17 protein-coding genes are annotated in these 22,528 nt (G+C 69.3%); 9 read left to right on the forward strand and 8 right to left on the reverse strand.

All coding sequences use genetic code 11. The annotated features are described in order from the left end of the window. Window positions 1–33 precede the first annotated feature (33 nt). The 4 genes from G7A98_RS10235 to G7A98_RS10250 all read left to right on the forward strand — a co-directional run bounded on the left by G7A98_RS10235 (window position 34) and on the right by G7A98_RS10250 (window position 5,267). The gene (locus G7A98_RS10235; RefSeq protein WP_163649564.1) at window positions 34–1,503 is read left to right on the forward strand and encodes an NAD-dependent succinate-semialdehyde dehydrogenase; all 1,470 of its coding nucleotides are present in this window, start codon (window positions 34–36) and stop codon (window positions 1,501–1,503) included. A gap of 223 nt (window positions 1,504–1,726) precedes the next feature. Further along, window positions 1,727–3,139, forward strand: a complete 1,413-nt coding sequence (locus G7A98_RS10240) for an aminotransferase (RefSeq protein WP_163649565.1) — start codon at window positions 1,727–1,729, stop codon at window positions 3,137–3,139. 100 nt (window positions 3,140–3,239) lie between these two features. After that, window positions 3,240–4,241, forward strand: coding sequence for a hydroxyectoine utilization dehydratase EutB (eutB, locus tag G7A98_RS10245; RefSeq protein ID WP_163649566.1), 1,002 nt, complete (start codon window positions 3,240–3,242; stop codon window positions 4,239–4,241). 66 nt (window positions 4,242–4,307) lie between these two features. Continuing rightward, a complete protein-coding gene (locus G7A98_RS10250) occupies window positions 4,308–5,267 on the forward strand; it encodes a cyclodeaminase (RefSeq protein WP_163649567.1) in 960 nt (319 codons plus the stop codon). An 84-nt stretch (window positions 5,268–5,351) separates the two neighbouring features. Here G7A98_RS10250 and argC read toward each other — a convergent pair whose 3' ends face one another. Further along, a complete protein-coding gene (gene argC, locus G7A98_RS10255) occupies window positions 5,352–6,302 on the reverse strand; it encodes an N-acetyl-gamma-glutamyl-phosphate reductase (protein WP_163649568.1) in 951 nt (316 codons plus the stop codon). Window positions 6,303–6,446: 144 nt separating this feature from the next. Here argC and G7A98_RS10260 point away from each other — a divergent pair, with 144 nt between their 5' ends. Further along, complete coding sequence (locus tag G7A98_RS10260; protein WP_163649569.1) at window positions 6,447–7,115, forward strand: haloacid dehalogenase type II; 669 nt, start codon at window positions 6,447–6,449, stop codon at window positions 7,113–7,115. Here the strand turns inward: G7A98_RS10260 and G7A98_RS10265 are convergent, their stop codons facing one another. Genes G7A98_RS10265 through G7A98_RS10275 form a run of 3 tightly spaced genes read right to left on the reverse strand, consistent with a single transcriptional unit; the run spans window position 7,116 to window position 10,680 of the window. Next, complete coding sequence (locus G7A98_RS10265; RefSeq protein WP_163649570.1) at window positions 7,116–7,781, reverse strand: ATP-binding cassette domain-containing protein; 666 nt, start codon at window positions 7,779–7,781, stop codon at window positions 7,116–7,118. Then, window positions 7,778–9,463, reverse strand: a complete 1,686-nt coding sequence (locus tag G7A98_RS10270) for an ABC transporter permease subunit (protein ID WP_163649571.1) — start codon at window positions 9,461–9,463, stop codon at window positions 7,778–7,780. Before G7A98_RS10270 ends, G7A98_RS10265 begins: the two co-directional genes overlap by 4 nt. Further along, window positions 9,460–10,680 carry an ABC transporter substrate-binding protein gene (locus G7A98_RS10275; RefSeq protein ID WP_163649572.1) on the reverse strand — a complete coding sequence of 407 codons (1,221 nt, stop codon included), beginning with the start codon at window positions 10,678–10,680 and terminating at the stop codon, window positions 9,460–9,462. Before G7A98_RS10275 ends, G7A98_RS10270 begins: the two co-directional genes overlap by 4 nt. A 191-nt stretch (window positions 10,681–10,871) precedes the next feature. Between G7A98_RS10275 and G7A98_RS10280 the strand changes: the two genes are divergently transcribed. The 3 genes from G7A98_RS10280 (at window position 10,872) to G7A98_RS10290 (ending at window position 15,085) form a co-directional block, all read left to right on the forward strand. Further along, a complete protein-coding gene (locus G7A98_RS10280) occupies window positions 10,872–12,698 on the forward strand; it encodes a DUF748 domain-containing protein (protein ID WP_163649573.1) in 1,827 nt (608 codons plus the stop codon). A gap of 87 nt (window positions 12,699–12,785) precedes the next feature. After that, entirely contained in the window at window positions 12,786–14,270 is a 1,485-nt protein-coding gene (locus G7A98_RS10285) for a nodulation protein NfeD (RefSeq protein WP_240464729.1), read from the forward strand. Further along, complete coding sequence (locus tag G7A98_RS10290) at window positions 14,267–15,085, forward strand: slipin family protein (protein ID WP_163649574.1); 819 nt, start codon at window positions 14,267–14,269, stop codon at window positions 15,083–15,085. Before G7A98_RS10285 ends, G7A98_RS10290 begins: the two co-directional genes overlap by 4 nt. A gap of 33 nt (window positions 15,086–15,118) precedes the next feature. Here G7A98_RS10290 and gabT read toward each other — a convergent pair whose 3' ends face one another. From gabT to G7A98_RS10305, 3 genes are all read right to left on the reverse strand, one after another. Further along, on the reverse strand, window positions 15,119–16,396 hold the full coding sequence (gene gabT, locus G7A98_RS10295) for a 4-aminobutyrate--2-oxoglutarate transaminase (protein ID WP_163649575.1): 1,278 nt from the start codon (window positions 16,394–16,396) through the stop codon (window positions 15,119–15,121). Between the two features lie 332 nt (window positions 16,397–16,728). Next, entirely contained in the window at window positions 16,729–18,177 is a 1,449-nt protein-coding gene (locus G7A98_RS10300) for an NAD-dependent succinate-semialdehyde dehydrogenase (protein ID WP_163649576.1), read from the reverse strand. A 13-nt stretch (window positions 18,178–18,190) separates the two neighbouring features. Continuing rightward, window positions 18,191–19,615, reverse strand: coding sequence for an APC family permease (locus G7A98_RS10305; protein ID WP_163649596.1), 1,425 nt, complete (start codon window positions 19,613–19,615; stop codon window positions 18,191–18,193). A 184-nt stretch (window positions 19,616–19,799) separates the two neighbouring features. Between G7A98_RS10305 and G7A98_RS10310 the strand changes: the two genes are divergently transcribed. Then, window positions 19,800–21,284, forward strand: coding sequence for a PLP-dependent aminotransferase family protein (locus tag G7A98_RS10310; protein ID WP_163649577.1), 1,485 nt, complete (start codon window positions 19,800–19,802; stop codon window positions 21,282–21,284). 22 nt (window positions 21,285–21,306) lie between these two features. Here the strand turns inward: G7A98_RS10310 and lhgO are convergent, their stop codons facing one another. Next, window positions 21,307–22,503, reverse strand: a complete 1,197-nt coding sequence (gene lhgO, locus G7A98_RS10315; protein ID WP_163649578.1) for an L-2-hydroxyglutarate oxidase — start codon at window positions 22,501–22,503, stop codon at window positions 21,307–21,309. Between the last annotated feature and the right edge of the window lie 25 nt (window positions 22,504–22,528).

Consider the following 22,528-nt stretch of genomic DNA (forward strand, 5'->3'; position numbering starts at 1 on the left):
GAACCCGTTTTTCCGTTTCTGCGGAGGTGCAGGATGAAACTCGACGATCCCCGCCTGTTTCGTCAGTACGCCTATATCGATGGCAAGTGGACCCATGGCGACGCGGGTCGCGAAGAGGCCGTGATCGACCCGGCGACCAACGAGACGCTGGGCCACATTCCGCTGCTCGAGCCGGAGCAGATCCGCGCCGCCGTGGACGCCGCGGATGCCGCCTTCGTGCAGTGGCGGGCGCTGCGCGCCGACGAGCGCTGCGAGCGGCTGCTGGCCTGGTACGACCTGCTGCAGGCCCATCGCGAGGATCTCGCTTACATCATGACCCGCGAGCAGGGCAAGCCGTTGCCCGATGCGCGCGGCGAGGTGGAGTACGGAGCGAGCTTCATCCGCTGGTTCGCCGAGGAGGGCAAGCGCACCTTCGGCCAGACCATCCCCAGCCATATCCCCAATGCTGCCCTGGGTACCCTCAAGGAGCCGGTGGGCGTGGCCGCGCTGATCACGCCGTGGAACTTCCCGCTGGCGATGATCACCCGCAAGGCCGCCGCGGCCATGGCGGCGGGCTGCACGGTGGTCGTCAAGCCGGCCGGCGAGACGCCGTTCTCCGCCCTGGCGCTGGCCGAGCTGGCCGAGCGCGCCGGCATCCCGGCCGGGGTGTTCAACGTGGTGCTCGGCGATGCACCGATGGTCTCCGAGGTCCTCTGCAAGGAGGAGCGGGTCAAGGCGCTGTCGTTCACCGGCTCCACGCCGGTCGGCCGCCTGCTGCTCGAACAGAGCGCCGGTACCGTCAAGCGCGTCTCGCTGGAGCTGGGCGGCAATGCGCCGTTCATCGTCGGCCCGGACGTCGATCCCAAGGAAGCGGCCTACGCCGCCGTGGCGGCCAAGTTCCAGACCGCCGGACAGGACTGCCTGGCCGCCAACCGCATCCTGGTTCACGAGTCCGTGCACGACGAATTCGTGGCGCACTTCGCCGAGCGCATGCAGGCCTTCACCGTCGGCAACGGCCTGGACGGCGAGGTCGACCTGGGGCCGCTGATTCATCGCCGTGCGGTGGACAAGGCCGCGGCGATCGTCGACGACGCGCTGTCCCGGGGCGCCACGCTGGTCCACGGCGACCAGTCGGCCGCGCCGGGCGAGAACTTCTTCATGCCCGTCCTGCTGACCGAGGTCACGGCGGACATGAAGGTCTGGCGCGAGGAGAACTTCGCGCCGGTGGCGGGCATCACCCGCTACAGCACCGATGACGAGGTCATCGAGATGGCCAACGACACCAAGTACGGGCTTTCCGCCTACATCTTCACCCATGACATCCGGCGCATCTGGAAGATCATGCGCGCGCTGAAGAACGGCATGGTGGCGATCAACACCGTGAAGATGACCGGGCCGCCCATCCCCTTCGGCGGGGTCAAGCAGTCGGGCCTGGGCCGCGAGGGCGGCACCGCGGGGATCGAGGAGTATCTCGAGACGAAGTACTACTGCCTCGGCGGGCTCGGTTCCGTCTCAGGGAGCTGAAAAACCGGCTGCGCTCGGCCAGGCGGTGTTGAGCCGCCGACGCGCCATGCTCATGGACGAGATGTCCACTGCGCTGTCGCGCCGTCGGCTCGCCTGCCGTGGCCGTCGCTCGCTCGGTTTTGCCTTGCTGGCAGAAACAAGGCGGCCTGACATACCGAGCGCTTGAGTATTTCGCGTTTTTAACGACGCAAGACGTTTACTTTGATTTTCACAGGAGAGTGCCATGACCACCCATCAGGATCTGATCGACCGCGATCGCAAGGTCACCTTCCACGCATCCACGCACCTGCGTGACTTCGCCCACGGCAATGCGCCGGGTCGCGTGATCACCGGTGGCAAGGGCATCAACATCGTCGACAAGGACGGCCGCGAGTTCATCGACGGCTTTGCCGGCCTTTACTGCGTCAACATCGGCTACGGCCGCACCGAAGTGGCCGAGGCCATCTACAAGCAGGCGCTGGAGCTGGCCTACTACCACACCTACGTGGGGCACTCCAACGAGCCTCAGATCGCGCTGTCCGAGAAGATCCTCGAGCTGGCCGGCCCGGGCATGTCCAAGGTCTACTACGGCCTCGGCGGCAGCGATGCCAACGAGACCCAGCTGAAGATCGTGCGTTACTACAACAACGTGCTGGGCCGCCCGCAGAAGAAGAAGGTCATCTCGCGGATGCGCGGCTACCACGGCTCCGGCCTGGCCACCGGTTCGCTGACCGGCCTCAAGGCATTCCACGATCAGTTCGACCTGCCGATGACCGGCATCCTGCACACCGAGGCGCCGTACTACTACCATCGTGCCCCCGAACTGGAAGGCATGAGCGAGCGCGAATTCTCCAAGCATTGCGCCGCCAAGCTTGAGGAGCTGATCCTGGCCGAGGGGCCGGATACCGTCGCCGCCTTCATCGGCGAGCCGGTGCTGGGCACCGGGGGCATCGTTCCGCCGCCGGAAGGCTACTGGGACGAGATCCAGACCGTGCTGTCCAAGTACGACGTGCTGCTGATCGCCGACGAGGTGGTCTGTGGCTTCGGTCGCATCGGCAGCAACTTCGGCAGCCATCAGTACGGCATCAAGCCGGACCTGATCACCATCGCCAAGGGCCTGACCAGTGCCTATCAGCCGCTCTCCGGCGTGATCGTCGGCGACAAGGTCTGGCAGGTGCTCGAGCACGGCACCGGCGAGTTCGGCCCGATCGGCCACGGCTGGACCTACTCCGGCCATGCGCTGGGCTGTGCCGCCGGCCTGGCCAACCTGGAGATCATCGAGCGCGAAGGGCTGACCCAGAATGCCGCCGAGACCGGCGCCTACCTGCAGCAGAAGATGCAGGACGCCTTCGGCGAGCACCCGATCGTCGGCAACGTGCGTGGCGTCGGCATGCTCGCGGCACTGGAGTTTTCGCCCGCGGCCGCCAAGCGCGCCCACTTCGATCCGGCCCTGAAGGTCGGGGCGCGCATCAGCGCCGCCGCCCTGGAGGAGAACCTGATCGCCCGTGCCATGCCGCAGGGCGACATCCTCGGCTTCGCGCCGCCGCTGGTCGCCACCCGTGACGATGTCGACGAGATCGTCGCCCGCGCCAGGCGTGCCGTGGACAAGGTCGCCGACGAGCTGACCAAGTCCGGCGATCTGGGCGACGGGGCCTGATCGATCCCCCGACGACTGATACGCTGATGTTGATGACGACGCCGCAAGCCCCTTGCGGCGTCGTCCTGTCTGGCACATGCCGTTCAACAAGGAGTCAACGATGACGCAGCCGACGCATGGCGTCACCCTGGCCTCGCTCTATCAGGCCCGGGCACGCATTGCCGGGCAGGTGACGCGCACCCCGCTGATCCGCTCTCAGGCCCTGTCGCGGCGTTTCGATGCCGAGGTCTTTCTCAAGCTGGAAAACTGCCAGCCCAGCGGGGCCTTCAAGCTGCGTGGGGCGACCAACATGATCCGCGCCCTGCTCGAGCGGGACGGCGCCGAGGCGCTGTCGCGCGGTGTGACCACCGCCTCCACCGGCAACCACGGGCGTGCCGTGGCGCTGGCGGCATCAAAGCTGGGCGTGCCGGCGATCATCTGCCTGTCGAACCTGGTACCCGACAACAAGGTGCGGGCCATCGAGGCGCTGGGCGCCGAGGTCAGGCGTGTCGGCCGGAGCCAGGATGAAGCCTTCGGCGAGGTGGCACGGCTGGTCGACGAGGAAGGCATGACGCTGATCCCGCCCTTCGACGACCCGCTGATCGCCAGCGGCCAGGGCACCATCGGCCTGGAGCTGCTCGAGGATCAGCCCGACCTGGATCGGGTGATCGTCGGCCTGTCCGGCGGCGGGCTGCTGGGCGGTATCGGCGCCGCGATCAAGGGCATTCGTCCGGCCACCCGGGTCACCGGTGTCAGCCTCAGTCAGGGGGCGGCGATGTGGGAGAGCCTCAAGGCCGGGCATCCGGTCGATGTCGAGGAAGTCGAGAGCCTCGGCGATTCGCTGGGCGGCGGTATCGGCCTGGACAATCGCTGCACCTTCGCGCTGGTTCGTGAGGTCATGGACGATCACTACCAGGTTGCCGAGGCCGCCATCGCCCGGGCCATGGTGGACCTGCTGGCCGACGAGAAGATGCTGGTGGAAGGTGCCGCGGCGGTGGGGCTGGCGGCCCTCGACGAGCATGGCCTGGACGTGCGCGGCCAGACCGTGGCGCTGATCGTCTCGGGCAACGGCGTGGCGCTGGAAACCTTCGACCGGGCCCGTGCGCTTGCCAAACCTCGCTGACGATGCTGGCCTTTTACGGGGCAGGCTTCAAGCCAGCGTGCCAACCATCAATGGAGGAGGAGTGCCATGGAGCTCTATCAGCGCGATGACATCGAGGCCGCGGTCAGGCTCGACCGGGAGGCCCTGGCGGCCGTGGAGGCCGGCTTCGCCGCCCTGGGGCGCGGCGAGGTGGTGCAGCCGCCGATCCTGTCGATGGCGATCGAGGAGGCCAACGGCGAGGTGGACGTCAAGACGGCGCACATCCGTGGTGCCGAGCGCTTCGCCATCAAGGTCAGCCCCGGCTTCTTCGACAATCCCAAGATCGGCCTGCCGAGCCTCAACGGGCTGATGATGGTGTTTTCCGCCAAGACCGGGCTGGTGGACGCGGTGCTCTTCGATGAAGGCTATCTGACCGCCGTGCGCACCGCGCTGGCCGGCGCGATTGCCGCCAAGCACCTGTCGCGCGAGGCCAGCCGTCGGGTTGCCGTGCTCGGTGCCGGCGAGCAGGCCGAGCTGCAGGTACGCGCGCTGCAGCTGGTCCGCGACATCGATACCGTCGATGTCTGGGCGCGGCATCGCGAGTCCGCCGAGGCCTATGCCGAGCGCATGCGCGCGCAGGGGCTGAGCGTCAACGTCCACGACTCGGTCAGGGAGGCCTGCGCGCAGGCCGACATCATCGTCACCACCACGCCGGCCCGCGAGCCGATTCTCACCGCCCAGGACCTGCCCGAGGGGGTGCATGTCACCGCGATGGGCTCCGACAGCCCGGAAAAGCGCGAGCTCGACGAGGAGGTGATGATTCGCGCCGACGCCTTCGTCTGCGATACCCGCGCGCAGAGCCGGACCAACGGCGAGCTCAAGGCCTTCGTCAAGCCCGGGGAGTCCGACGCCAGCGCGCCGTTCAAGGTCTACGAGCTGGGTCAGGTGATTGCCGAGAACCAACGCCTGCGGGTCTCGGACGCCAGCATCACCGTCTGCGACCTGACCGGCACCGGGGTGCAGGATACCGCGATTGCCGCCTTCGCCCTGCAGCGTCTGGCCGACTGACTCGGCGTCACCGGCGCCGGTTGATTGCGACGACGCCCACCCCGGGCCGAGGTGGGCGTCGTCGTGTCCGGTGGCGGTGTTCGGTCAGCCGACGCTCAGGCCGGTATCCTCGTCCAGGCCGAGGTGGATGTTCATGCACTGCACCGCGGCGCCCGCCGCGCCCTTGCCCAGGTTGTCCAGCCGCGCGACCAGCGCCAGGCGTTCCTCGCCGCCGTAGACGAACAGGTCGACGCGGTTGGTGTCGTTGGCGCCCTGCACCTCGAAGAAGCCGTGGTCGAGGCTGGCCTCATCGGCCAGCGGCATGACGTTGACGAAGGGCTCGCCCGCGTAGTGGCGGGCATAGGCGTCGTGGATCGCAGCACCGTCGGCGCCCGCGGCCAGGCGGTCGACGTGCAGTGGCACGGTGACCGAGAGTCCCTTGAGGAAGGGGCCCACCACGGGCGTGAAGACCGGCGCCTGGGCGAGGCCGCCGTGCAGGTGCATCTCCGGCAGGTGCTTGTGGGCCAGGGTCATGGCATAGGGGCGCGGCGCCGCCAGGCGGCCGGGTTCGGCGGCCTCGTACTCGGCGATCAGCTTCTTGCCGCCGCCGCTGTAGCCGGTCAGCGAGAAGGCCGACAGCGGGTAGTCGGCGGGCAGCAGGCCGGCCTCGATCAGCGGGCGCACCAGCAGGATGAGGGCACTGGCATGACAGCCGGGGTTGGCGATGCGCTTGCTGCGCCGGATGGCCTCGCGCTGGCCGGGAACCAGCTCGGGCAGGCCGTAGGTCCAGCCTTCGGCGGTACGAAAGGCGGTGCTGGCATCGATCAGGCAGGTATCGGGATTGTCGAGCAGTTCGACCGCCTGGCGCGAGGCCTCGTCCGGCAGGCACAGGAAGGCCACGTCGGCGGCGTTGAGCAGTCGGGCCCGTTCGGCGGTGTCCTTGCGCCGATCACTGTCGATGCGCAGCAGCTCGATATCGTCGCGCGCCTCGAGATAGTCGAGCAGGCGCAGGCCGGTGGTCCCTTCCTGCCCATCCACATACACGTTGAACGCCATCGTGGGTCTCTCATTCCAGTCGTCGATCAGGAAGGTCCATTGTGCGGCGTTTACCCATGCTTGTCATATGCCAACGGGCACTTGTCGGTGGTCGCCAAAGCGACCAGTCTGAAGCGACACGAACGCAGTGACAGGAAGCACGGCATGAAACGAGTTCTGGCATTCGATGTATACGGTACCCTGATCGACACCCACGGCGTGGTGGAGTCCCTGCACCAGCACCTGGGCGACAGGGCCGTGGAATTCTCGCGGCGCTGGCGCGACAAGCAGCTCGAATATGCCTTCCGGCGGGGCCTGATGGGCGCCTTCGCCGACTTCTCGCAATGCACCCGGGACGCCCTGGAATTCGTCGATCGGGCGATGGGCACGCGCCTCGGCGAGACCGACAAGGAGCGGCTGATGGGCGTCTACGGGCGGCTGCCGGCCTTCGACGACGTGGCGCCGGCCCTGTCGCGCATGGCCGAGCTCAACCTCAAGCGGGTGGCGTTCTCCAACGGCAGCCGCCGGGCGGTCGAGGGGCTGCTCGACCAGGCCGGGGTGCTCGGGCAGTTCGACGACATCGTCAGCGTCGAGGAGGTCAAGCGCTTCAAGCCCGACCCGGCGGTCTACGCCTTCCTGCACAACCGGCTCGAGGTGCCGGCCCACGAGACCTGGCTGGTGTCGTGCAACCCCTTCGACGTGATCGGCGCCAAGCACGCCGGCCTGCATGCGGCCTGGGTGCGGCGCAGCGCCGAGGCACCGTTCGACACCTGGGGCGGCGAGCCGGATCTGACGGTGTCGTCCCTCGACGAACTCGCCGAGCGCCTGGGCTGATCAGGTTTCGCCCAGGGTGACGACGCGTCCGCCGGCGGCCTCGGCGTCGGCGGGGTCATGGGTCACCAGCAGGGCCGGCAGGCCGCGCCGGGCGATCTCGGCGACGAGCCGCCGACGCAAATCGTCGCGCAACGCGACATCGAGGCTCGAGAAGGGCTCGTCGAGCAGCATCGCCCGGGGCTTGGAGAGCAGCACCCGCAGCAGCGCGACCCGCGCCTTCTGGCCGCCCGAGAGGGTGGCCGGGTCGCGGTCGGCATAGCCTTCCAGTCCGGCCTGTGCAAGGGCCGCATCGACCCGGTCGCGGCGCTCGCGGCGGCGCCCGCCGGGGGCCATGCCGAAGGCGAGATTGCCGCCGACCGAGAGATGCGGAAACAGCAGCGGGTCCTGAAACAGCAGCCCGACCCGGCGCTGTTCGGCAGGCAGGTCGTCGAGCAGGGTCTCGCCGAGTCGCACATGGCCGCTCAGCCGGAAGGCCGCCGGGAGGAAGCCGGCGATGGCCGCCAGCAGGGTCGACTTGCCGCTGCCGGAAGGCCCCATCACGGTCAGGATCTCGCCGGGGGCGATGGTGGTGTCGAGCGCCACCAGCGTGCGCCCCGCCAGGTCAATGGTCAGCCGTTCGAGAAGCAGCGGCGCGGGCGCGAGGACGGTATCGGGCAGATCGGTCATGAGTGGCTCACCAGGCCGGTGCGATGGCGGAACAGCAGGCGCGGCAGGCCCAGCGCCAGGGCGAAGCCGACGGCCGGCAGCAGCAGTTGCAGCAGGGCATGCACGGCGGTCAGGCGGCGATCGCCGCCGCTGGCCAGGCTCACCGCCTCGGTGGTGATGGTCGCCACCCGCCCGGCGCCGAGCAGCAGGGTAGGCAGGTACTGGCCGATGCTGACCGCGAAGCCCACGGCGGCGGCGCTCATCAGCGGCACGGCGAGCAGCGGCAGGCGTACCCGCCGGAATACCCGTCCCGGCGAGGCGCCCAGGCTCCGTGCCAGTTGTGACCAGCGCGGGTCGAGCCGCCGGTAGCTTTCCGCGAGCACCAGATAGACATAGGGCAGCACGAAGAGCGTGTGCCCGGCAATTACCGCGCCGAGGCCGGGAGGCGGGCCATGGGCGGCCTGCAGCTGTACCAGTCCGAACAGGAAGGCGCTCTGGGGCACCAGCAGCGGCAGGTAGATCAGCGCGGTCTGCCAGCGTCCGCCGCGTTGCGCCTCGGCCTCCAGCGTGCCCAGCACCAGCACCAGCGCCACGGCCGTGGCCGCCGCGCCGATGAGGATGGCCCGGGTCAGCGGTGCCCAGGCGCCGGCGGCATCGCGCCAGTTGTCCAGGGTCAGGGGTGGAACGACGGCCGGGAAGCGCCAGTACCCCGCCAGCGACCACAGCACCAGGCCGATCAGGCTGCCCGCCAGCAGTACCAGCATCAGGCCCGGCAGCCCCGCACCCAGCACCCGCGTGAGCCCTTCGGCGGCGGAACGTTGCCCGTTGGCCGGCCAGCCACGACACAGCCGGATCACCGCCATTTCCAGCAGTCGCCAGAGGGCCAGCGCCGCCAGGGTCACGCCGAGCTGGGTCAGCGCCGCGGCGGAGGCCATGAAGCGCAGGCTCAGGTCCGGGTCGTGGAACCAGCGCAGCACCATCACCGACAGCGGCGGCGGCGTCGAGGGCCCGAGGATCAGCGCCACATCCACCGTGGCGGTGGCGAAGGCGATCACCGCGTAGACCGGCAGGCGCAGCAGCGGGTAGAGCCCCGGCAGCACGGCCTTGAAGAACGCCGCCGCGGGGCGGTAGCCGAGCCCGCGGGCGACGCGCAGGCGCGCATCGGCCTGGCATTGCGGCAGGGCGGCCAGGCTCATCAGCAGCAGGAAGGGCACCTCCTTGATCGTCAGGCCGAGGATCAGCGCCAGCCCGCCGGGGTCGTGGGGAAACAGGTAGTCCGGCGGGTACTGCCAGCCGCTGAGCCAGGGAGACATCATCCGGCTGGCCAGCCCCGACGGGGCGAGCAGGAAGGCCAGGCCGATGGCGGCGGCGGCATGCGGTATCGCGAGCAGCGGCGAGAGCAGCCGGCGAACCATCCCCATGACCCGGGTCTGCAGGCAGGCGCCGAGCAACAGCACCACGGCGGCCAGCGACAGCAGGGTGCTGGCCAGCCCGGTGACCGCGCTCAGGCGGATCATCCCGGCCAGCCCGGGCTCCCGGGCGAGCGCCTGCCAGGGGGCCAGGGACAGCGAGGTGCCGCCGAGGGCCGGCAGCCAGCCGAAGGCCGGCGCGATCACGCCGATAAGCCCGGCGACGACCGGCAGGCCGATCAGGCCGACGGTCAGCCAGCGGGCCAGCCGGGTCCAGGCGGCGTGGCCGGTCATCGGGCGCCGTAGCGGGCCTGCCAGGCGGCCTCGAGCCGCGGCGTCCAGCTGGGATGCGGCTCGGCGAGCGTGCGGGCCAGGGCGTCGGCCGGCAGACGGGCGGGGTTGTCGGTGTCGTCGGCCAGGGCCGCGCGCTGGGCCGGGCTCAGCGCTTCCGGGGACAGCACCGTGGCGTCACCCCAGCCATCGAGCGACTGCTTGCGGGCCTGGGCCTGCGGCGAGAGCAGGAAGTTGGCCAGCACCAGCGCGCCGGCCTTGTGGGCGGCGTTGAAGGGGATGGCGACGAAGTGGACGTTGCCCAGGGTGCCGCCGTCGAGCACGTAGCTGCGCGTGGTGGGCGGCAGGCGATGGGCGGCCACGGCCACCGCGGGGGCGGAGGGCGTGAAGGTGACGGCCAGGCTCAGCTCGCCGTCGCCCATCAGCCGGCGCAGGGTGGCGTCGCTGGCCGGAAAGGTGCGCCCCCGGCGCCAGAGATAGGGATGCAGGCGATCGAGATAGTCCCACAGCGGTGCGGTGACCGCGTCGAAGTCGGCCTCCGCGACCGGGTGGTAGAGGGGCGTGCGGTCGTCGACCAGCGCCAGCAGCGCCTGCTTGAGAAAGCTCGAGCCCAGGAAGTCGGGCGGCAGCGGGTAGGTGAAGCGCCCCGGATGCGCCCGAGCCCAGTCGAGCAGGGCCGGAATGCTGCGCGGCGGCGAGGCGACGCGGGCGCTGTCATGATAGAAGGTCAGCTGCGCCTTGCCCCACGGCGACTCGTAGCCCTCGGTGGGCAGGGTGAAGTCCTCGCGGACCGCCGGATGGTCGGCGGGGTCGGTCAGCGCGTAGTGCGGCAGCCGCGGGGCGAAGGGGCCGTAGAGCAACCCGTTCGTCTTCATGGCGGCGAAGTTCTCGCCGTTGAGCCAGATCAGGTCGATGGCGCCGGCCTCCGTGTTGCCGGCGGCCTTCTCGGCGAGTACCCGCGACACCGCCTCGGCGGTATCGGCCAGCTTGACGTGGACGACGTCGACCCCGTGACGTGCGGCCATCGTCCCGGCGACCCAGTCGAGATAGGCGTTGACGTCCGGATCACCGCCCCAGGCATTGAAGTACACGGTCTGGCCGCGTGCCTCGGCTTCCACCGACGACCAGTCGTCGAGGGCGAAGGCCTGGGCGACGCCGGCGACGAGCAGCAGGACGAGCGAGAGAAGGGGCCGGAGGCCGGCCGGGAGCAAGCGGGGCATCGCGAGGGGCTCCTGAGCGTCGAGGGCTGAGCGGAAGGTTGGGTGTCTGTCCTTTCTTACGCTCAGCCTGCCCGGAAAGATGCAGTCTGGCCAGCCGCGGGCCCGGGTTGTCGGGACGGCGCGACAGTGGTCGGGGGTCGCCCCGGCTGCCACCCTGAAGACAGGACGGGCCACGGAAGGGCAGAGGCGTGATGGCGATACGGAGCAAGGCGGCAAGAAGCGGCCACCGCAAGGGGGGGTGGCTGGCAGGGCTGTTGCTGGTGGCGGGCGTGCTGGTGATCGGCTGGCAATGGGCCCTGCCGCGTTACGTGGCGTCGCGCCTGACCGGCACGCTCTCCGCCATGACCGGCCGCGAGGTGACGGTCAAGCACGTGGAGGTCACGCCCTGGCAGGCGACGGTGCAGCTCGAGGGGCTGCGCATCGCCGGCGAGGCCGGGCAGCCGCCGGTGCTGGCCAGCCGTGAGGTCGATGCCCGGATCGCCTGGTCGTCGCTGTGGCACCCGGGCTGGCATGTCGAGCGGCTGCATTTCATCGCCCCGCGGCTGCGCCTGATCTGGCGGGAGAGCGGCGAGTGGAACCTGGCGCAGCTGTTCGCCGGGGGCGACGGTGAAAAGGCGCCGCTGCGCATCGATCGCCTCACCGCCGAGCAGGGGCGCTTCGACTGGGTCAACCGGCGGCCGTCGCGTCCGGTGACCCTGTCGCTCGCCTCGGCGTCGCTGACCGCCACCGGCTATGACTCGCGCGACGCCGAGCCGATGAAGCTCGACGTCAAGGCGGACTGGGCGGGCCGGCCGTTCACCGCCGAGGGCACACTGGGCTTCGCGCCCTGGCAGGCCGATCTGGCGTTTCGGGTCGAGGCCCTGCCGGTGGCGGTGGTGAGCCGGTATGTCGCCTATCTCACCCGGGCCGAGGTGCCGCACGGCACCCTGAGTGGCCGCGTCCGGCTGCGCGCCGGGTCGGCGTCGTCGTCCGGCACCACGCTGACGGCGCAGGGCTCGCTGGCCGATATCCAGGCGACCACGCCCGACGGGGCGCCGCTGGGGCGCTTCGCGCACGTCGCGGTCGAGGGAGTGCACTTCGACAGCGAGGCCTCGCGCCTGACGATCGATGCCATCCGGCTGGCGCACCCCTGGTGGCAAGTCACCATCGACGAGGCGCTGACCACCAATCTGGGTGCCTGGCTGCCGCCCGGCGGCGGGTCGGGCCAGGGGCAAGGAAAGAGGCGCGGACTGCGCTGGTCGCTGGCACGGCTGGCCATCAGCGACGGCCGGGTGGCGCTGGAGGATCGTCATCTGTCCCGTCCGGTGTCACTGAAGCTGGCGGCGCTGCATGGCGACTGGACGGGGCTGGGCGCCGGTGAAGGCGATGGCGCCCTGGCGCTCGACGGGCGTGTCGACGGTGAATCGCCCCTGCGTATCGAGGGCACCTTCCAGCCCCTGAAACGCCCCCTGCAGGGCGACATGACCCTGCATGTCGAGCAGCTGGCGCTGACCACCCTGGCCCCCTACATTCGCCGCTTCGGCGGCTATCGGATCGAGCAGGGCCGGCTCACGCTGGATGCCGCCTACCGGATCCGCGACGGCCGGCTGCGCGCCGAGACGCACGTGGCCCTGCACCGGCTGGATCTGGGCGAGCCGGTGCCCGGCCAGGCGCCCGATCTGCCTGCCCGGCTGCTGGTGGGCCTGCTGCAGGGCGATGACGGCGTGATCCGCTTCGAGGTGCCGGTCACCATCCGGCTCGATGACCCCGAGCTGGATGTCGGCAGTGTCGTGGGGCAGGCGATCCGCGAAGCCCTCGAGAACCTGGTGACCTCCCCGCTGGAGACGCTGTCCTCGGTGGCCGGTGGTGAGGGCGACGAGGCCGGCGACGCCGGAAAGGAAAGCTCGGCCGGTGCAGATTCCGGGTCGAGCGCTGCCGAGAGCGACCGGCCTGAGTCGCCCGCACCGTCGGCCGACGAGACGGAATCGACGGGCTCGCCGACGGGCTCGCTCTATCAGCGGGCGCGGACGCGGGAGTGACGCGGCTGCCAATGTGATTGGCTTAGCAACTTTCGCGCGATGACACTAGCTTGAAGACAGCACCGTTCGATCCAGAGCGAGGCACTCATGCCGTCGATGCCGAACCATTTCCATGTCGCTCGTCACCACCGCCTGGTCTGGCTTGTATTCCTGGCGTGCACGCTGCTGGGCTGGGCCATGCTCACGCCCACGGCGCAGCCGGCCTCACGCCAGGCGCTGGTGATGACTTTGCACGGCAGTATCGGGCCGGCGACCAGCGATTATTTCCGGCGTGGCCTGGAGCGTGCGCAGACGCAGGACATGGCGCTGGTGGTGCTGCGCCTGAATACGCCCGGCGGCCTGGATGCCTCGATGCGCGACATGATCCAGGCGATGCTCGCCAGCCCGGTACCGGTGGTGGTGTATGTCGCGCCCGCCGGCGCGCGCGCCGCCAGCGCCGGTACCTATCTGCTCTACGCCAGCCACGTCGCGGCGATGGCGCCGACCACCCATCTCGGGTCGGCGACGCCGGTGCAGATCGGCGGCGGGCTGCTGCCGGGCGGCTCGCCGGAGACGGCGCCGGAAAAGGACGGCGGCGAGTCGGGCCAGAATGGAAAGAGTAGCGAAAAGACTCCGCCCACCGACGACAGCGGATCCAAACGCCGCGGCGACACTGCCATGGAGCGCAAGGTGCTCGAGGATGCGGTGGCGACCATCCGCAGCCTGGCCCAGCGCCACGGGCGCAACGCCGACTGGGCCGAGCGGGCGGTGCGCGAGGCGGTCAACCTCACCGCCGGTGAGGCGCTCGACAAGGATGTCATTGATGTCGTCGCCCGCGACGTGCCCGAGCTGCTCGACAAGATCGACGGCCGCCAGGTGGTGATGGCCGACGGCACGCGCACGCTCGACACCGCCGGGCTTGCCACGGTCGCCTTCGATCCCGATTGGCGCACCGAGCTGCTGAGCGTGATCTCGGACCCCAACGTCGCCTATTTCCTGATGATTCTCGGCTTCTACGGGCTGGTCTTCGAGCTGCTCAGCCCGGGCGCACTGGTGCCCGGGGTGGTCGGCGGGATCTGCCTGCTGCTGGCGCTGTTCGCCTTCCATGTGCTGCCGATCAACTATGCCGGGCTGGGTCTGGTGCTGCTGGGGCTGGCGCTGATCGTCGGCGAGGCGCTGATGCCCAGCTTCGGGGTGCTGGGCATCGGCGGCATCGTCGCCTTCGTGGCCGGCTCGGTGATTCTCATGGATGATCGCAACCTGGCGGTGTCGCTGCCGTTGATCGGCGGCGTGGCGCTGGTTGCCTCGGGATTCATGCTGTGGGTGGCGCTGCGCTTTCTGGGCCTGCGGCGGCGGCGCCCGAGAACCGGCCAGGACGAGTTGGTCGGCGCGCGGGCCGTGGCGCTGCACGACTTCACGGGGGCGGGCCATGTTCGCCTGTTCGGCGAGCGCTGGCGGGCGCGTTGCCGCTCGCCGGTCCGGGCCGGCCAGACACTGCGGGTGGTGGCGGTCGACGGTCTCACCGTCGAGGTCGTGCCGGATGATGCGGCGACGCCCGATCCGCCCCCCTCCGTATCGGGAGAATCGACATGATGCTGTCCTATCTGGTTCCGCTGGTGCTGCTGGTGCTGCTGATCGGCGCCTCGATCCGCATCCTGCCCGAGTACAAGCGCGGGGTGGTGTTCTTCCTCGGGCGTTTCCAGGCGGTCAAGGGGCCGGGGCTGTTCATCATCATCCCGGTGATCCAGAAGATGCAGGTGGTCGACCTGCGCCTGGTGACCCTCGACGTGCCCGAGCAGGACGTGATCTCGCAGGACAACGTCACCGTGCGCGTCAACGCGGTGCTCTATTTCCGCGTGGTCGACCCGGAGAAGGCGATCATCCAGGTGGAGCACTACGGGGTGGCGACCAGCCAGCTGGCGCAGACCACCCTGCGTTCGGTGCTCGGCAAGCACGATCTCGACGAGATGCTCTCCGAGCGCGATCGGCTCAACGACGACATTCAGGAGATCCTCGACACCCAGACCGAGGGCTGGGGCATCAAGGTCGCCAATGTCGAGATCAAGCACGTCGACCTCGACGAGAGCATGATCCGCGCCATCGCCCGCCAGGCCGAGGCCGAGCGCGAGCGGCGTGCCAAGGTGATCCACGCCGAGGGCGAACTCCAGGCCTCGCACAAGCTGCTCGAGGCTGCCGACGTGATGGCGGCCAACCCCATGGCGCTGCAGCTGCGCTACCTGCAGACGATGAGCGACATGAGCGGCAAGAATACCTCGACCGTGGTCTTCCCCATGCCCATGGACCTGCTCAAGGGCTTCTCCGCCATGGCGGGACAGGTTCCTCAGGCCGGCGCGCCGTCGCGTCCCGAGGGCGAGGGGTCGCCCCGAAACGACGACGCCACCCGTTGAGGGTGGCGTCGAACGACGGCGGCGACGGCGCGGTCAGCCGGCCAGTTCGGCGATCGCCGACTCGACGATGTCCAGGCCTTCCTCGACCAGGCTGCCCTCGGCGGTCAGCGGCACCAGGATGCGAATGGTGTTGGCATAGAAGCCGCAGGAGAGCAGGATCAGTCCCTTCTCGCGGGCCTTGGCGCACACCGCCTGGGTGAGTGCGGGGTCCGGCTTGCCGCTTGCCGGGTCGACGAACTCGAAGGCCGCCATGGCACCCAGGTGGCGGGCGTGGGCGACGGCGCCGAAGCGCGACTCCCAGGTCGCGAAGCGCTCGGCCAGGGCGCGGCCCAGGCGCTCGCTCCTGGCGAGGATGTCCTCCTCCTCGATGGCCTCGATGACCGCCAGCGCCGCGGCGCAGGCCAGCGGGTTGCCGCTGTAGGTGCCGCCCAGCGAGTTGGGGCCGGAGGCGTCCATGACCGCGGCGTTGCCGACCACCGCCGACAGCGGCATGCCGTCGGCCAGGCTCTTGGCCATGGTGACGATGTCCGGCGCGACGCCGCTGTGCTCGATGGCGAACAGCTTGCCGGTACGCGCGAAGCCGGACTGGACCTCGTCGACGATCAGCAGGATGCCGTGCTCGTCGCACAGGGCGCGCAGCTGCTCGAGGAAGTAGGTCGAGGCGATGTAGAAGCCGCCCTCGCCCTGCACCGGTTCGATGACGATCGCGGCGGTGCGATGCGGGGCGATGTCGGTCTTGAAGACCTTCTTCAGGCCGGCCAGGGCCTCGTCGTCGCTGATGCCGTGCAGCGGGTTGGGGTAGGGCGCGCGATAGACGTCGCCCGGCATGGGGCCGAAGTCGTTCTTGTAGGGCATGACCTTGCCGGTCATGGCCAGTGTCATGAAGGTGCGCCCGTGGAAGCTGCCGTCGAAGCAGATCACGCCGCTGCGGCCGGTGGCGGCGCGGGCGATCTTGACGGCGTTCTCCAGCGCCTCGGCACCGGTGTTGACCAGCAGCGCCTTGCGCGCCGCGTCGCGGGTCGGGGTCAGCTCGCACAGCCGCTGGGCCAGCTGCACGTAGGGGGCATAGGGCATCACCGTGGCGCAGGTGTGCATCACGCGGTCGAGCTGGGCCTTGACGGCCTCGACCACCCGGGGATGGCGATGGCCCAGGTTGAGCACGCCGATGCCGCCGGCGAAGTCGATCCAGCGGCGGCCGTCGGCGTCCCAGATCTCGGCGTTCTCGGCGCGATCGGCGAAGACGGTGGTGGGCGAGGCGGCGCCGCTGGCGACGTACTGGTCCTTCAGGGCGTTGAGTTCGGCATTGGTCATGCAGGCAGACTCCAGTGGTTGGCCGCCGTGAACGGCGGCCAGGGGTGGTTGATGATCCTGAGCGAGAGCGAATGGGGTCGAGAGCGTCGCACCCTGTCGATTGCCGTGGCGCGCCGTCGGGAATGAATTCCCTCCCACGAGGCCTATCGCGAATCGTTGGTGGAAACAAAAGCGCAGCCCGCTTTTGTCCCGGGGTTTGTCTGAAAAGTCGGCGAGCGACGATCAGGCAAGGCAAAAATCAGCGAAAAAGCGGAGTTTACGGAGTGTAAATGAGCATTTTGAGCTGATTTTTAACGCAGCATGATCGAGCGCAGCCAGTTTTCAGACAAAGCCTAGAGGCCGCCGAGGCAGGCGTACTTCATCTCGGTAAACTCCTCGAGGCCGTGATGCGAGCCCTCGCGGCCCAGCCCCGATTCCTTGATGCCACCGAAGGGGGCCAGCTCGGTGGAGATGAGCCCTTCGTTGACGCCCACCATGCCGTACTCCAGGGCTTCCAGGGTGTGGAAGATGCGCCGGTAGTCGCGGCTGTAGAAGTAGGCGGCCAGGCCGAAGGGGGTGTCGTTGGCCAGGGCGATGGCTTCCGCGTCGTTGTCGAAGCGGAACACCGGGGCCAGCGGGCCGAAGGTCTCTTCCTCGGCCACGGCCATGTCGCGGGTGGCGTCGGCGATCACCGTGGGCGTGAAGAACTGCGCGCCCGCGGGGTGGGGCTCGCCTCCGCACAGCAGGCGGGCGCCCTTTTCCAGCGCGTCGCCGACGTGACGCCGGACCTTGTCCACCGCGGCGGCGTTGATGAGCGGGCCGATCTGCACGCCCGGCTCGCGGCCGTCGCCGACCTTGAGGGTCTTCACCCGGGCGGTCAGCTTGTCGACGAAGGCGTCGTAGACCCCCGACTGCACCAGGAAGCGATTGGTGCACACGCAGGTCTGGCCGGCGTTGCGGAACTTGGCGGCGATCGCGCCCTCCACGGCGGCGTCCAGGTCGGCATCGTCGAAGACGATGAACGGCGCGTTGCCGCCCAGCTCCATGGCGGTCTTCTTGACCGTGCTCGCGCACTGGGCCAGCAGGGTCTTGCCGACTGGGGTGGAGCCGGTGAACGAGACCTTGCGCACGCGCGGGTCGGTGGTCAGCACCTCGCCGATCGCCGCGGGCTGCTCGCTGGTGACCACATTGAGCACGCCGGCCGGGAGGCCGGCCTGCTCGGCCAGGCGGGCCAGCGCCAGCGCGGTCAGCGGGGTCGCCTCGGCGGGCTTGATCACCACCGTGCAGCCGGCGGCGATCGCCGGCGCGCACTTGCGGGTGATCATCGCCAGCGGAAAGTTCCACGGCGTGATGGCCGCGACCACGCCGACCGGCTCGCGGGTGACCAGCATCCGCTTGTCCGCGCTCTGCATGGGCAGCGTCTCGCCGCTCAGCGTCTTGGCCTGTTCGGCGAAGAATTCGACGAACGAGGCGCCGTAGCTCACCTCGCCCCGGGATTCGGCGAGCGGCTTGCCCTGCTCGCGCGTCATCAGCTCGGCGAGCGTCTCGCCGGCCTCGACGATGGCATCGAACCAGGTCCGCAGCAGTCGGCTGCGTTCCTTCACCGGGGTGGCGCGCCAGGCCGGCAGCGCCCGGTGGGCGGCGGCCACGGCATCGCGGGCATCGGCGGCGTCGAGATCGGCGACCTGCGCCAGCGTCTCGCCGCTGGCAGGGTCGGTGACCGGGAAGCGGCGCCGCCCGGGGCGCCACTCGCCGCCGATGCAGGCATCGACGGGCTGACCTTGGGTGAACAGGTCGATCATGGAGCGTGTTTCCTCAGCGTACGTAGACGTCTTGCATGACTTGGTTGCTGTAGTCCCGCCCGTAGCGGTTCAGCGCGTAGCCGTACATCGCCAGCCCGGTCGCCATCCAGATACCGAAGATCAGCCATTCGGTGCCGGTCAGGGCGGAGGGGCTGCCCGGCAGGTAGAGGCAGGCCATGATGAAGGAGAAGGCCACCGCCAGGCTGCCTACCAGCTTGGCGTTGCCGACCCGGAAGGGACGCTCCATGTCCGGCTCGCGGACCCGCAGAACCATGAAGGACAGCGCCACGAACAGGTAGGCGATCACGATGCCCAGGCCGCCGGCATCGACCAGCCAGACCATCGCCGGACGGCCCAGCAAGGGGGCGAGCATCGACAGCAGGCCGATCATCAGGATGGCGTTGGTGGGCGTCTTGTGGGTGGGGTGCAGCTTGGCCAGGAAGGCCGGCAGCATGCCCGAGTGGGCCAGCGCGTAGATGGCGCGGGAGCCGCCGATGTAGAAGGCGTTCCAGCTGGTGATGATGCCCGCGATCCCCGCCAGCACCATGAGCTTGCTGCCCCACGGACTGCCCATGACGACGGCCATGGCGTCGGGCACGCTCAGCGTGCTCTCGACCAGGGTGTCGTGGCCGAGCATCAGGCTGGTGCCGAGGATGATCAGCGCGTACCAGGCCACCGCCATCATCACCGAGACGATCAGTACCTTGCCGATGTCGCGGAACGGCAGGTTGATCTCCTCGGCGGCCTGGGGGATCACGTCGAAGCCGACGAACAGGAAGGGCACCATCACCATCACCGCCATGATGCCGCCGGCCAGGCCGCCGTCGGCGCCGTGGTTGAACAGCGGGGTCATGTTGATGCCGTCGCCGGTGAACAGCGCGCCGGTGATGAACAGCACGCCGACCACCAGGATCAGGCCGGTGACCAGCTTCTGGATCAGCGCCGCCGTCGAGATGCCGAGGTAGTTGATGACCATCATGACCAGCGAGCCGATCACGCCGACCGCCACCCAGCTGGCCTTGACGTCCCAGCCGGCGACGGTCCACAGGTGACCGACGGCATAGCCGGGCAGCAGCTGCTCGACCACCGTCGGCAGGGCCACCGCCTCGAAGGAGACGACGCCGACGTAGCCGAGCACGATGCTCCAGGTGCAGATGAAGGAGGCGAAATGGCCGAGTGCGCGATAGCTGTAGACGTGCTCACCGCCGACCTTGGGCATGGCGGCGGCCAGCTCGGCGTAGGTCAGGCCGACCAGCAGCACGGCGATGCCGCCGACGATGAAGGCGAGAATCGCACCGAGACTGCCGGCGTCCAGGATGGCGGTACCGGTGAGCACGATCCAGCCCCAGCCGATCATGGCGCCGAAGGCCAGGGCGAGCACGTCGCCTCGGGCCAGCACGCGGACGAGCTTGTCCGTCTGATGGGAAGTGTCTTGCATCATTGTTGTCCAATCCAGGTTTCTTGATGTTGTCATGGTGAGGACCGACTTACCTTGCAGGCCCGGTCCTGAAGGCACGCTAGCAGCGTGCCGGTCGGCATTGAATAGACCAATTCGGCGTTCGACTGGACCAATTGCCGGTCCGCGCCGAGAATGGGCGCCTGGCAGGGAGGAAAAAGACACGATGGCAACGCAAGATGCCCGGCTGAGCGCGTTGTGGGCCGCCTATCAGCGACAGCCCGAGAGTCTCGGCAAGCAGGTGCGTGTCGAGCAGGCCCTGCGCGGCGTGATTCATTCGCACTGGCCCGGCGGGGTGCGCCTGCCCTCCCAGCGGCGCATCTGCGCCCGACTGGGGCTGGCGCGCGGCACTCTGGTCAAGGCCCTGCAGCGGCTCATCGACGAGGGCCTGCTGGTGACCGGGCAGGGCAGCGGGACCTGGGTGTGCCGGCCCTGTCAGGCGCCGGTGGCCCCGCTCGCCGAGGCCGCGCTGTCGCGTTCCGGCGAGGCGGCACTGTCGGCGCGGGCGAGGGCGGTGCTGGCCAGCCCCGGAGCCAGCTCGATCCAGAGCGGTGCCTTCATGCCCGGCATTCCCGATATCGCGCACTTTCCGATGCGCAAGTGGCGCTCGCTCTACGCCAGCGTCACCGTGCCGCAGAACACCCTGCTGCTGTCCTATTCCACCGGCGGGTACGGCCCGCTCAAGCGCGCGATTCGCGACTTCCTGCAGCGCTGGCGCGGCATCCGCTGCGACACCGACCAGATCATCATCACCGAAGGCGCGCATCACGGCATCGAGCTGTGCACGCTGGCGCTGGCCGATGCCGGCCAGCGGGTACTGCTCGACTCCCCCTGCTACTGGGGGGCGCGCAACGTCTTCATGGCGGCGGGGCTCGAGGTCGAGACCCTGGCCTGGCATCCCGAGTCGGGGTATGTGCCGCGCACCGCCTCGCAGCCGGTGCACCTGGCCTATTTCACCGGCAGCCATCACTACCCGCTGGGCGTGCCGACGCGGACCGCGGACAAGCGGGCGCTGTGTCGCGAGGTGGGGGCGTCGTTCGTCATCGAGGACGATTACGAGTTCGCCGACGACGGCGGCAGTGACCTGCTCTTCGATCCGCAGGGCAGCGCCGGCGTGCTGGTGGGCACGTTTTCCAAGCTGCTGTTTCCCGGGCTGCGGCTGGGCTACCTGGTGGTGCCGCGCGGGCTGGCGGACCCGCTCAACCGGCTGCGCAGCGAGGTCTTCCGCGAGGGGCGGATGATGGACCAGGCGGTGCTGGCGCAGTTCATCGACGACGGGGACCTGGATGCCTGGAACCGGCGCATTCGTCGGGACTACCTCGCCCGTCAGCAGGTCCTCCACGACCGGCTCTACGACCTGCCCGGCGTCAGGCGGCTATCCGCGCCCAGCGGCACCATCAGCCTGTGTCTCGAGCTCGATCCCGAGATCGATGATGTGGCGCTGACCCAGCGGCTGCTCGAGGCGCAGCTGGTGGTGCGCCCGTTGAGCCTGGCCTGCGGGCGGGACGACCCTCGCCGCGGGCTGGTGATGGGCATCGGCATGGTCTCCGGCGACGGGTTGCGCCACGAGGCCGATCGGCTGCGCCGTGCCCTGAAGCGTCATCTGAAGGCGTCGCGCCGTCGCGGTGCCCGGCACGCGGCACCGCGATGATCGCCTGCACGGCTGGCGACGCTCAGGCGTCCACCTGGGCCCTGACCTTCTCGACGATGTGCGCGCCGATCGGGATGGCCGAGGTCGCGGCGGGAGAGGGGGCGTTGCAGACGTTGACGGTGCGGGCCGTGTTGACGAACAGGAAGTCGTCGATCAGCTCCCCGTCGCGGGACACCGCCTGGGCACGGACGCCGGCCGGGTAGGGTGTCAGGTCGTCGGCCGTCAGGCTCGGGCAGTACTTGCGTACCTCCTCAAGATAGCCGCCCTTGAACAGCGAGTTCTTCATCTCGTGGAGCCCGGCGCGCCAGTGGCTGCGCAGCACCCGGCGAATGCCGGGGTTGGTGCCCATGGCGAGCAGGTCGCGCAGCGAGATGTCGCGCTTGCGATAGCCCTCGCGCTTGAAGGCCAGCACGGCGTTGGGGCCCACGGTCACCGTGCCGTCGATCATGCGGGTCAGGTGCACGCCGAGAAACGGCATCCCGGGATCGGGGATGGGGTAGATGAGGTGATTGACGATGGTGTTGTGCTGCGGGGGCAGAAGGTAGTACTCGCCGCGGAAGGGGCAGATGGTGAAGGCGGGCGTCAGGCCCAGCATGCGCACCGTGCGGTCGGCCATCAGGCCGGAGCAGGAGACCAGATGGCGGGTGGTGAAGGTGCCCTGCGAGCTGGTCACCACCACCTCGTCGCGGCGTTCCTCCAGGGCGGTCACTTCCGCGTCGTAGCGGATCTCGCCGCCGGCGCGGCGAAAGACGTCGGCCATCCGGGCGGTAACCTCGGCGTAGTCGACGATGCCGCTCGAGGGCACGAAGATGCCGCCGACACCGGTGATATCGGGTTCTCTCTCGCGCAGTGCCTCGGCGCTCAGCCACTCGCGCTCCAGTCCGTTGGCGCCGGTACGCTCCCAGATCGACTGCATGCGGGTCATTTCCACGTCGTTGGTGGCGACCAGCAGCTTGCCGCAGGTTTCGTAGGCGACGTCGTGGGTATCGCAGAAGGCCTTGGTGGCGCGGTTGCCGGCCAGGCAGAAGCGCGCCTTGAGGCTGCCCGGCGCGTAGTAGACGCCGGCATGGATGACGCCGCTGTTGTGGCCGGTCTGGTGATGCGCCGGCCCGCCTTCCTTCTCGAGGACCAGCATGCGCCGGTCGGGGTAGGCTTCGATGAGCTGCATGGCGGTCGACATGCCCAGAATGCCGCCGCCGATGATGATGAAATCGTACACCGGAATCTCGCAGGTTGAGGGAGTC

It is taken from the genome of Modicisalibacter sp. 'Wilcox' (assembly GCF_010993675.1).
Classification (GTDB): Bacteria; Pseudomonadota; Gammaproteobacteria; order Pseudomonadales; family Halomonadaceae; genus Modicisalibacter; species Modicisalibacter tunisiensis.

Coding starts and splice junctions, on each gene's coding strand:
- argC (WP_163649568.1), bottom strand. CDS start 6,302: ATGGCGTTCAACGTGTATGTGGATGGGCAGGAAGGGACCACCGGCCTG.
- G7A98_RS10275 (WP_163649572.1), bottom strand. CDS start 10,680: ATGCCCCGCTTGCTCCCGGCCGGCCTCCGGCCCCTTCTCTCGCTCGTC.
- G7A98_RS10290 (WP_163649574.1), top strand. CDS start 14,267: ATGATGCTGTCCTATCTGGTTCCGCTGGTGCTGCTGGTGCTGCTGATC.
- G7A98_RS10240 (WP_163649565.1), top strand. CDS start 1,727: ATGACCACCCATCAGGATCTGATCGACCGCGATCGCAAGGTCACCTTC.
- G7A98_RS10305 (WP_163649596.1), bottom strand. CDS start 19,615: ATGCAAGACACTTCCCATCAGACGGACAAGCTCGTCCGCGTGCTGGCC.
- gabT (WP_163649575.1), bottom strand. CDS start 16,396: ATGACCAATGCCGAACTCAACGCCCTGAAGGACCAGTACGTCGCCAGC.
- G7A98_RS10310 (WP_163649577.1), top strand. CDS start 19,800: ATGGCAACGCAAGATGCCCGGCTGAGCGCGTTGTGGGCCGCCTATCAG.
- G7A98_RS10300 (WP_163649576.1), bottom strand. CDS start 18,177: ATGATCGACCTGTTCACCCAAGGTCAGCCCGTCGATGCCTGCATCGGC.
- G7A98_RS10285 (WP_240464729.1), top strand. CDS start 12,786: ATGCCGTCGATGCCGAACCATTTCCATGTCGCTCGTCACCACCGCCTG.
- G7A98_RS10235 (WP_163649564.1), top strand. CDS start 34: ATGAAACTCGACGATCCCCGCCTGTTTCGTCAGTACGCCTATATCGAT.
- G7A98_RS10250 (WP_163649567.1), top strand. CDS start 4,308: ATGGAGCTCTATCAGCGCGATGACATCGAGGCCGCGGTCAGGCTCGAC.
- G7A98_RS10280 (WP_163649573.1), top strand. CDS start 10,872: ATGGCGATACGGAGCAAGGCGGCAAGAAGCGGCCACCGCAAGGGGGGG.
- G7A98_RS10265 (WP_163649570.1), bottom strand. CDS start 7,781: ATGACCGATCTGCCCGATACCGTCCTCGCGCCCGCGCCGCTGCTTCTC.
- G7A98_RS10270 (WP_163649571.1), bottom strand. CDS start 9,463: ATGACCGGCCACGCCGCCTGGACCCGGCTGGCCCGCTGGCTGACCGTC.
- eutB (WP_163649566.1), top strand. CDS start 3,240: ATGACGCAGCCGACGCATGGCGTCACCCTGGCCTCGCTCTATCAGGCC.
- G7A98_RS10260 (WP_163649569.1), top strand. CDS start 6,447: ATGAAACGAGTTCTGGCATTCGATGTATACGGTACCCTGATCGACACC.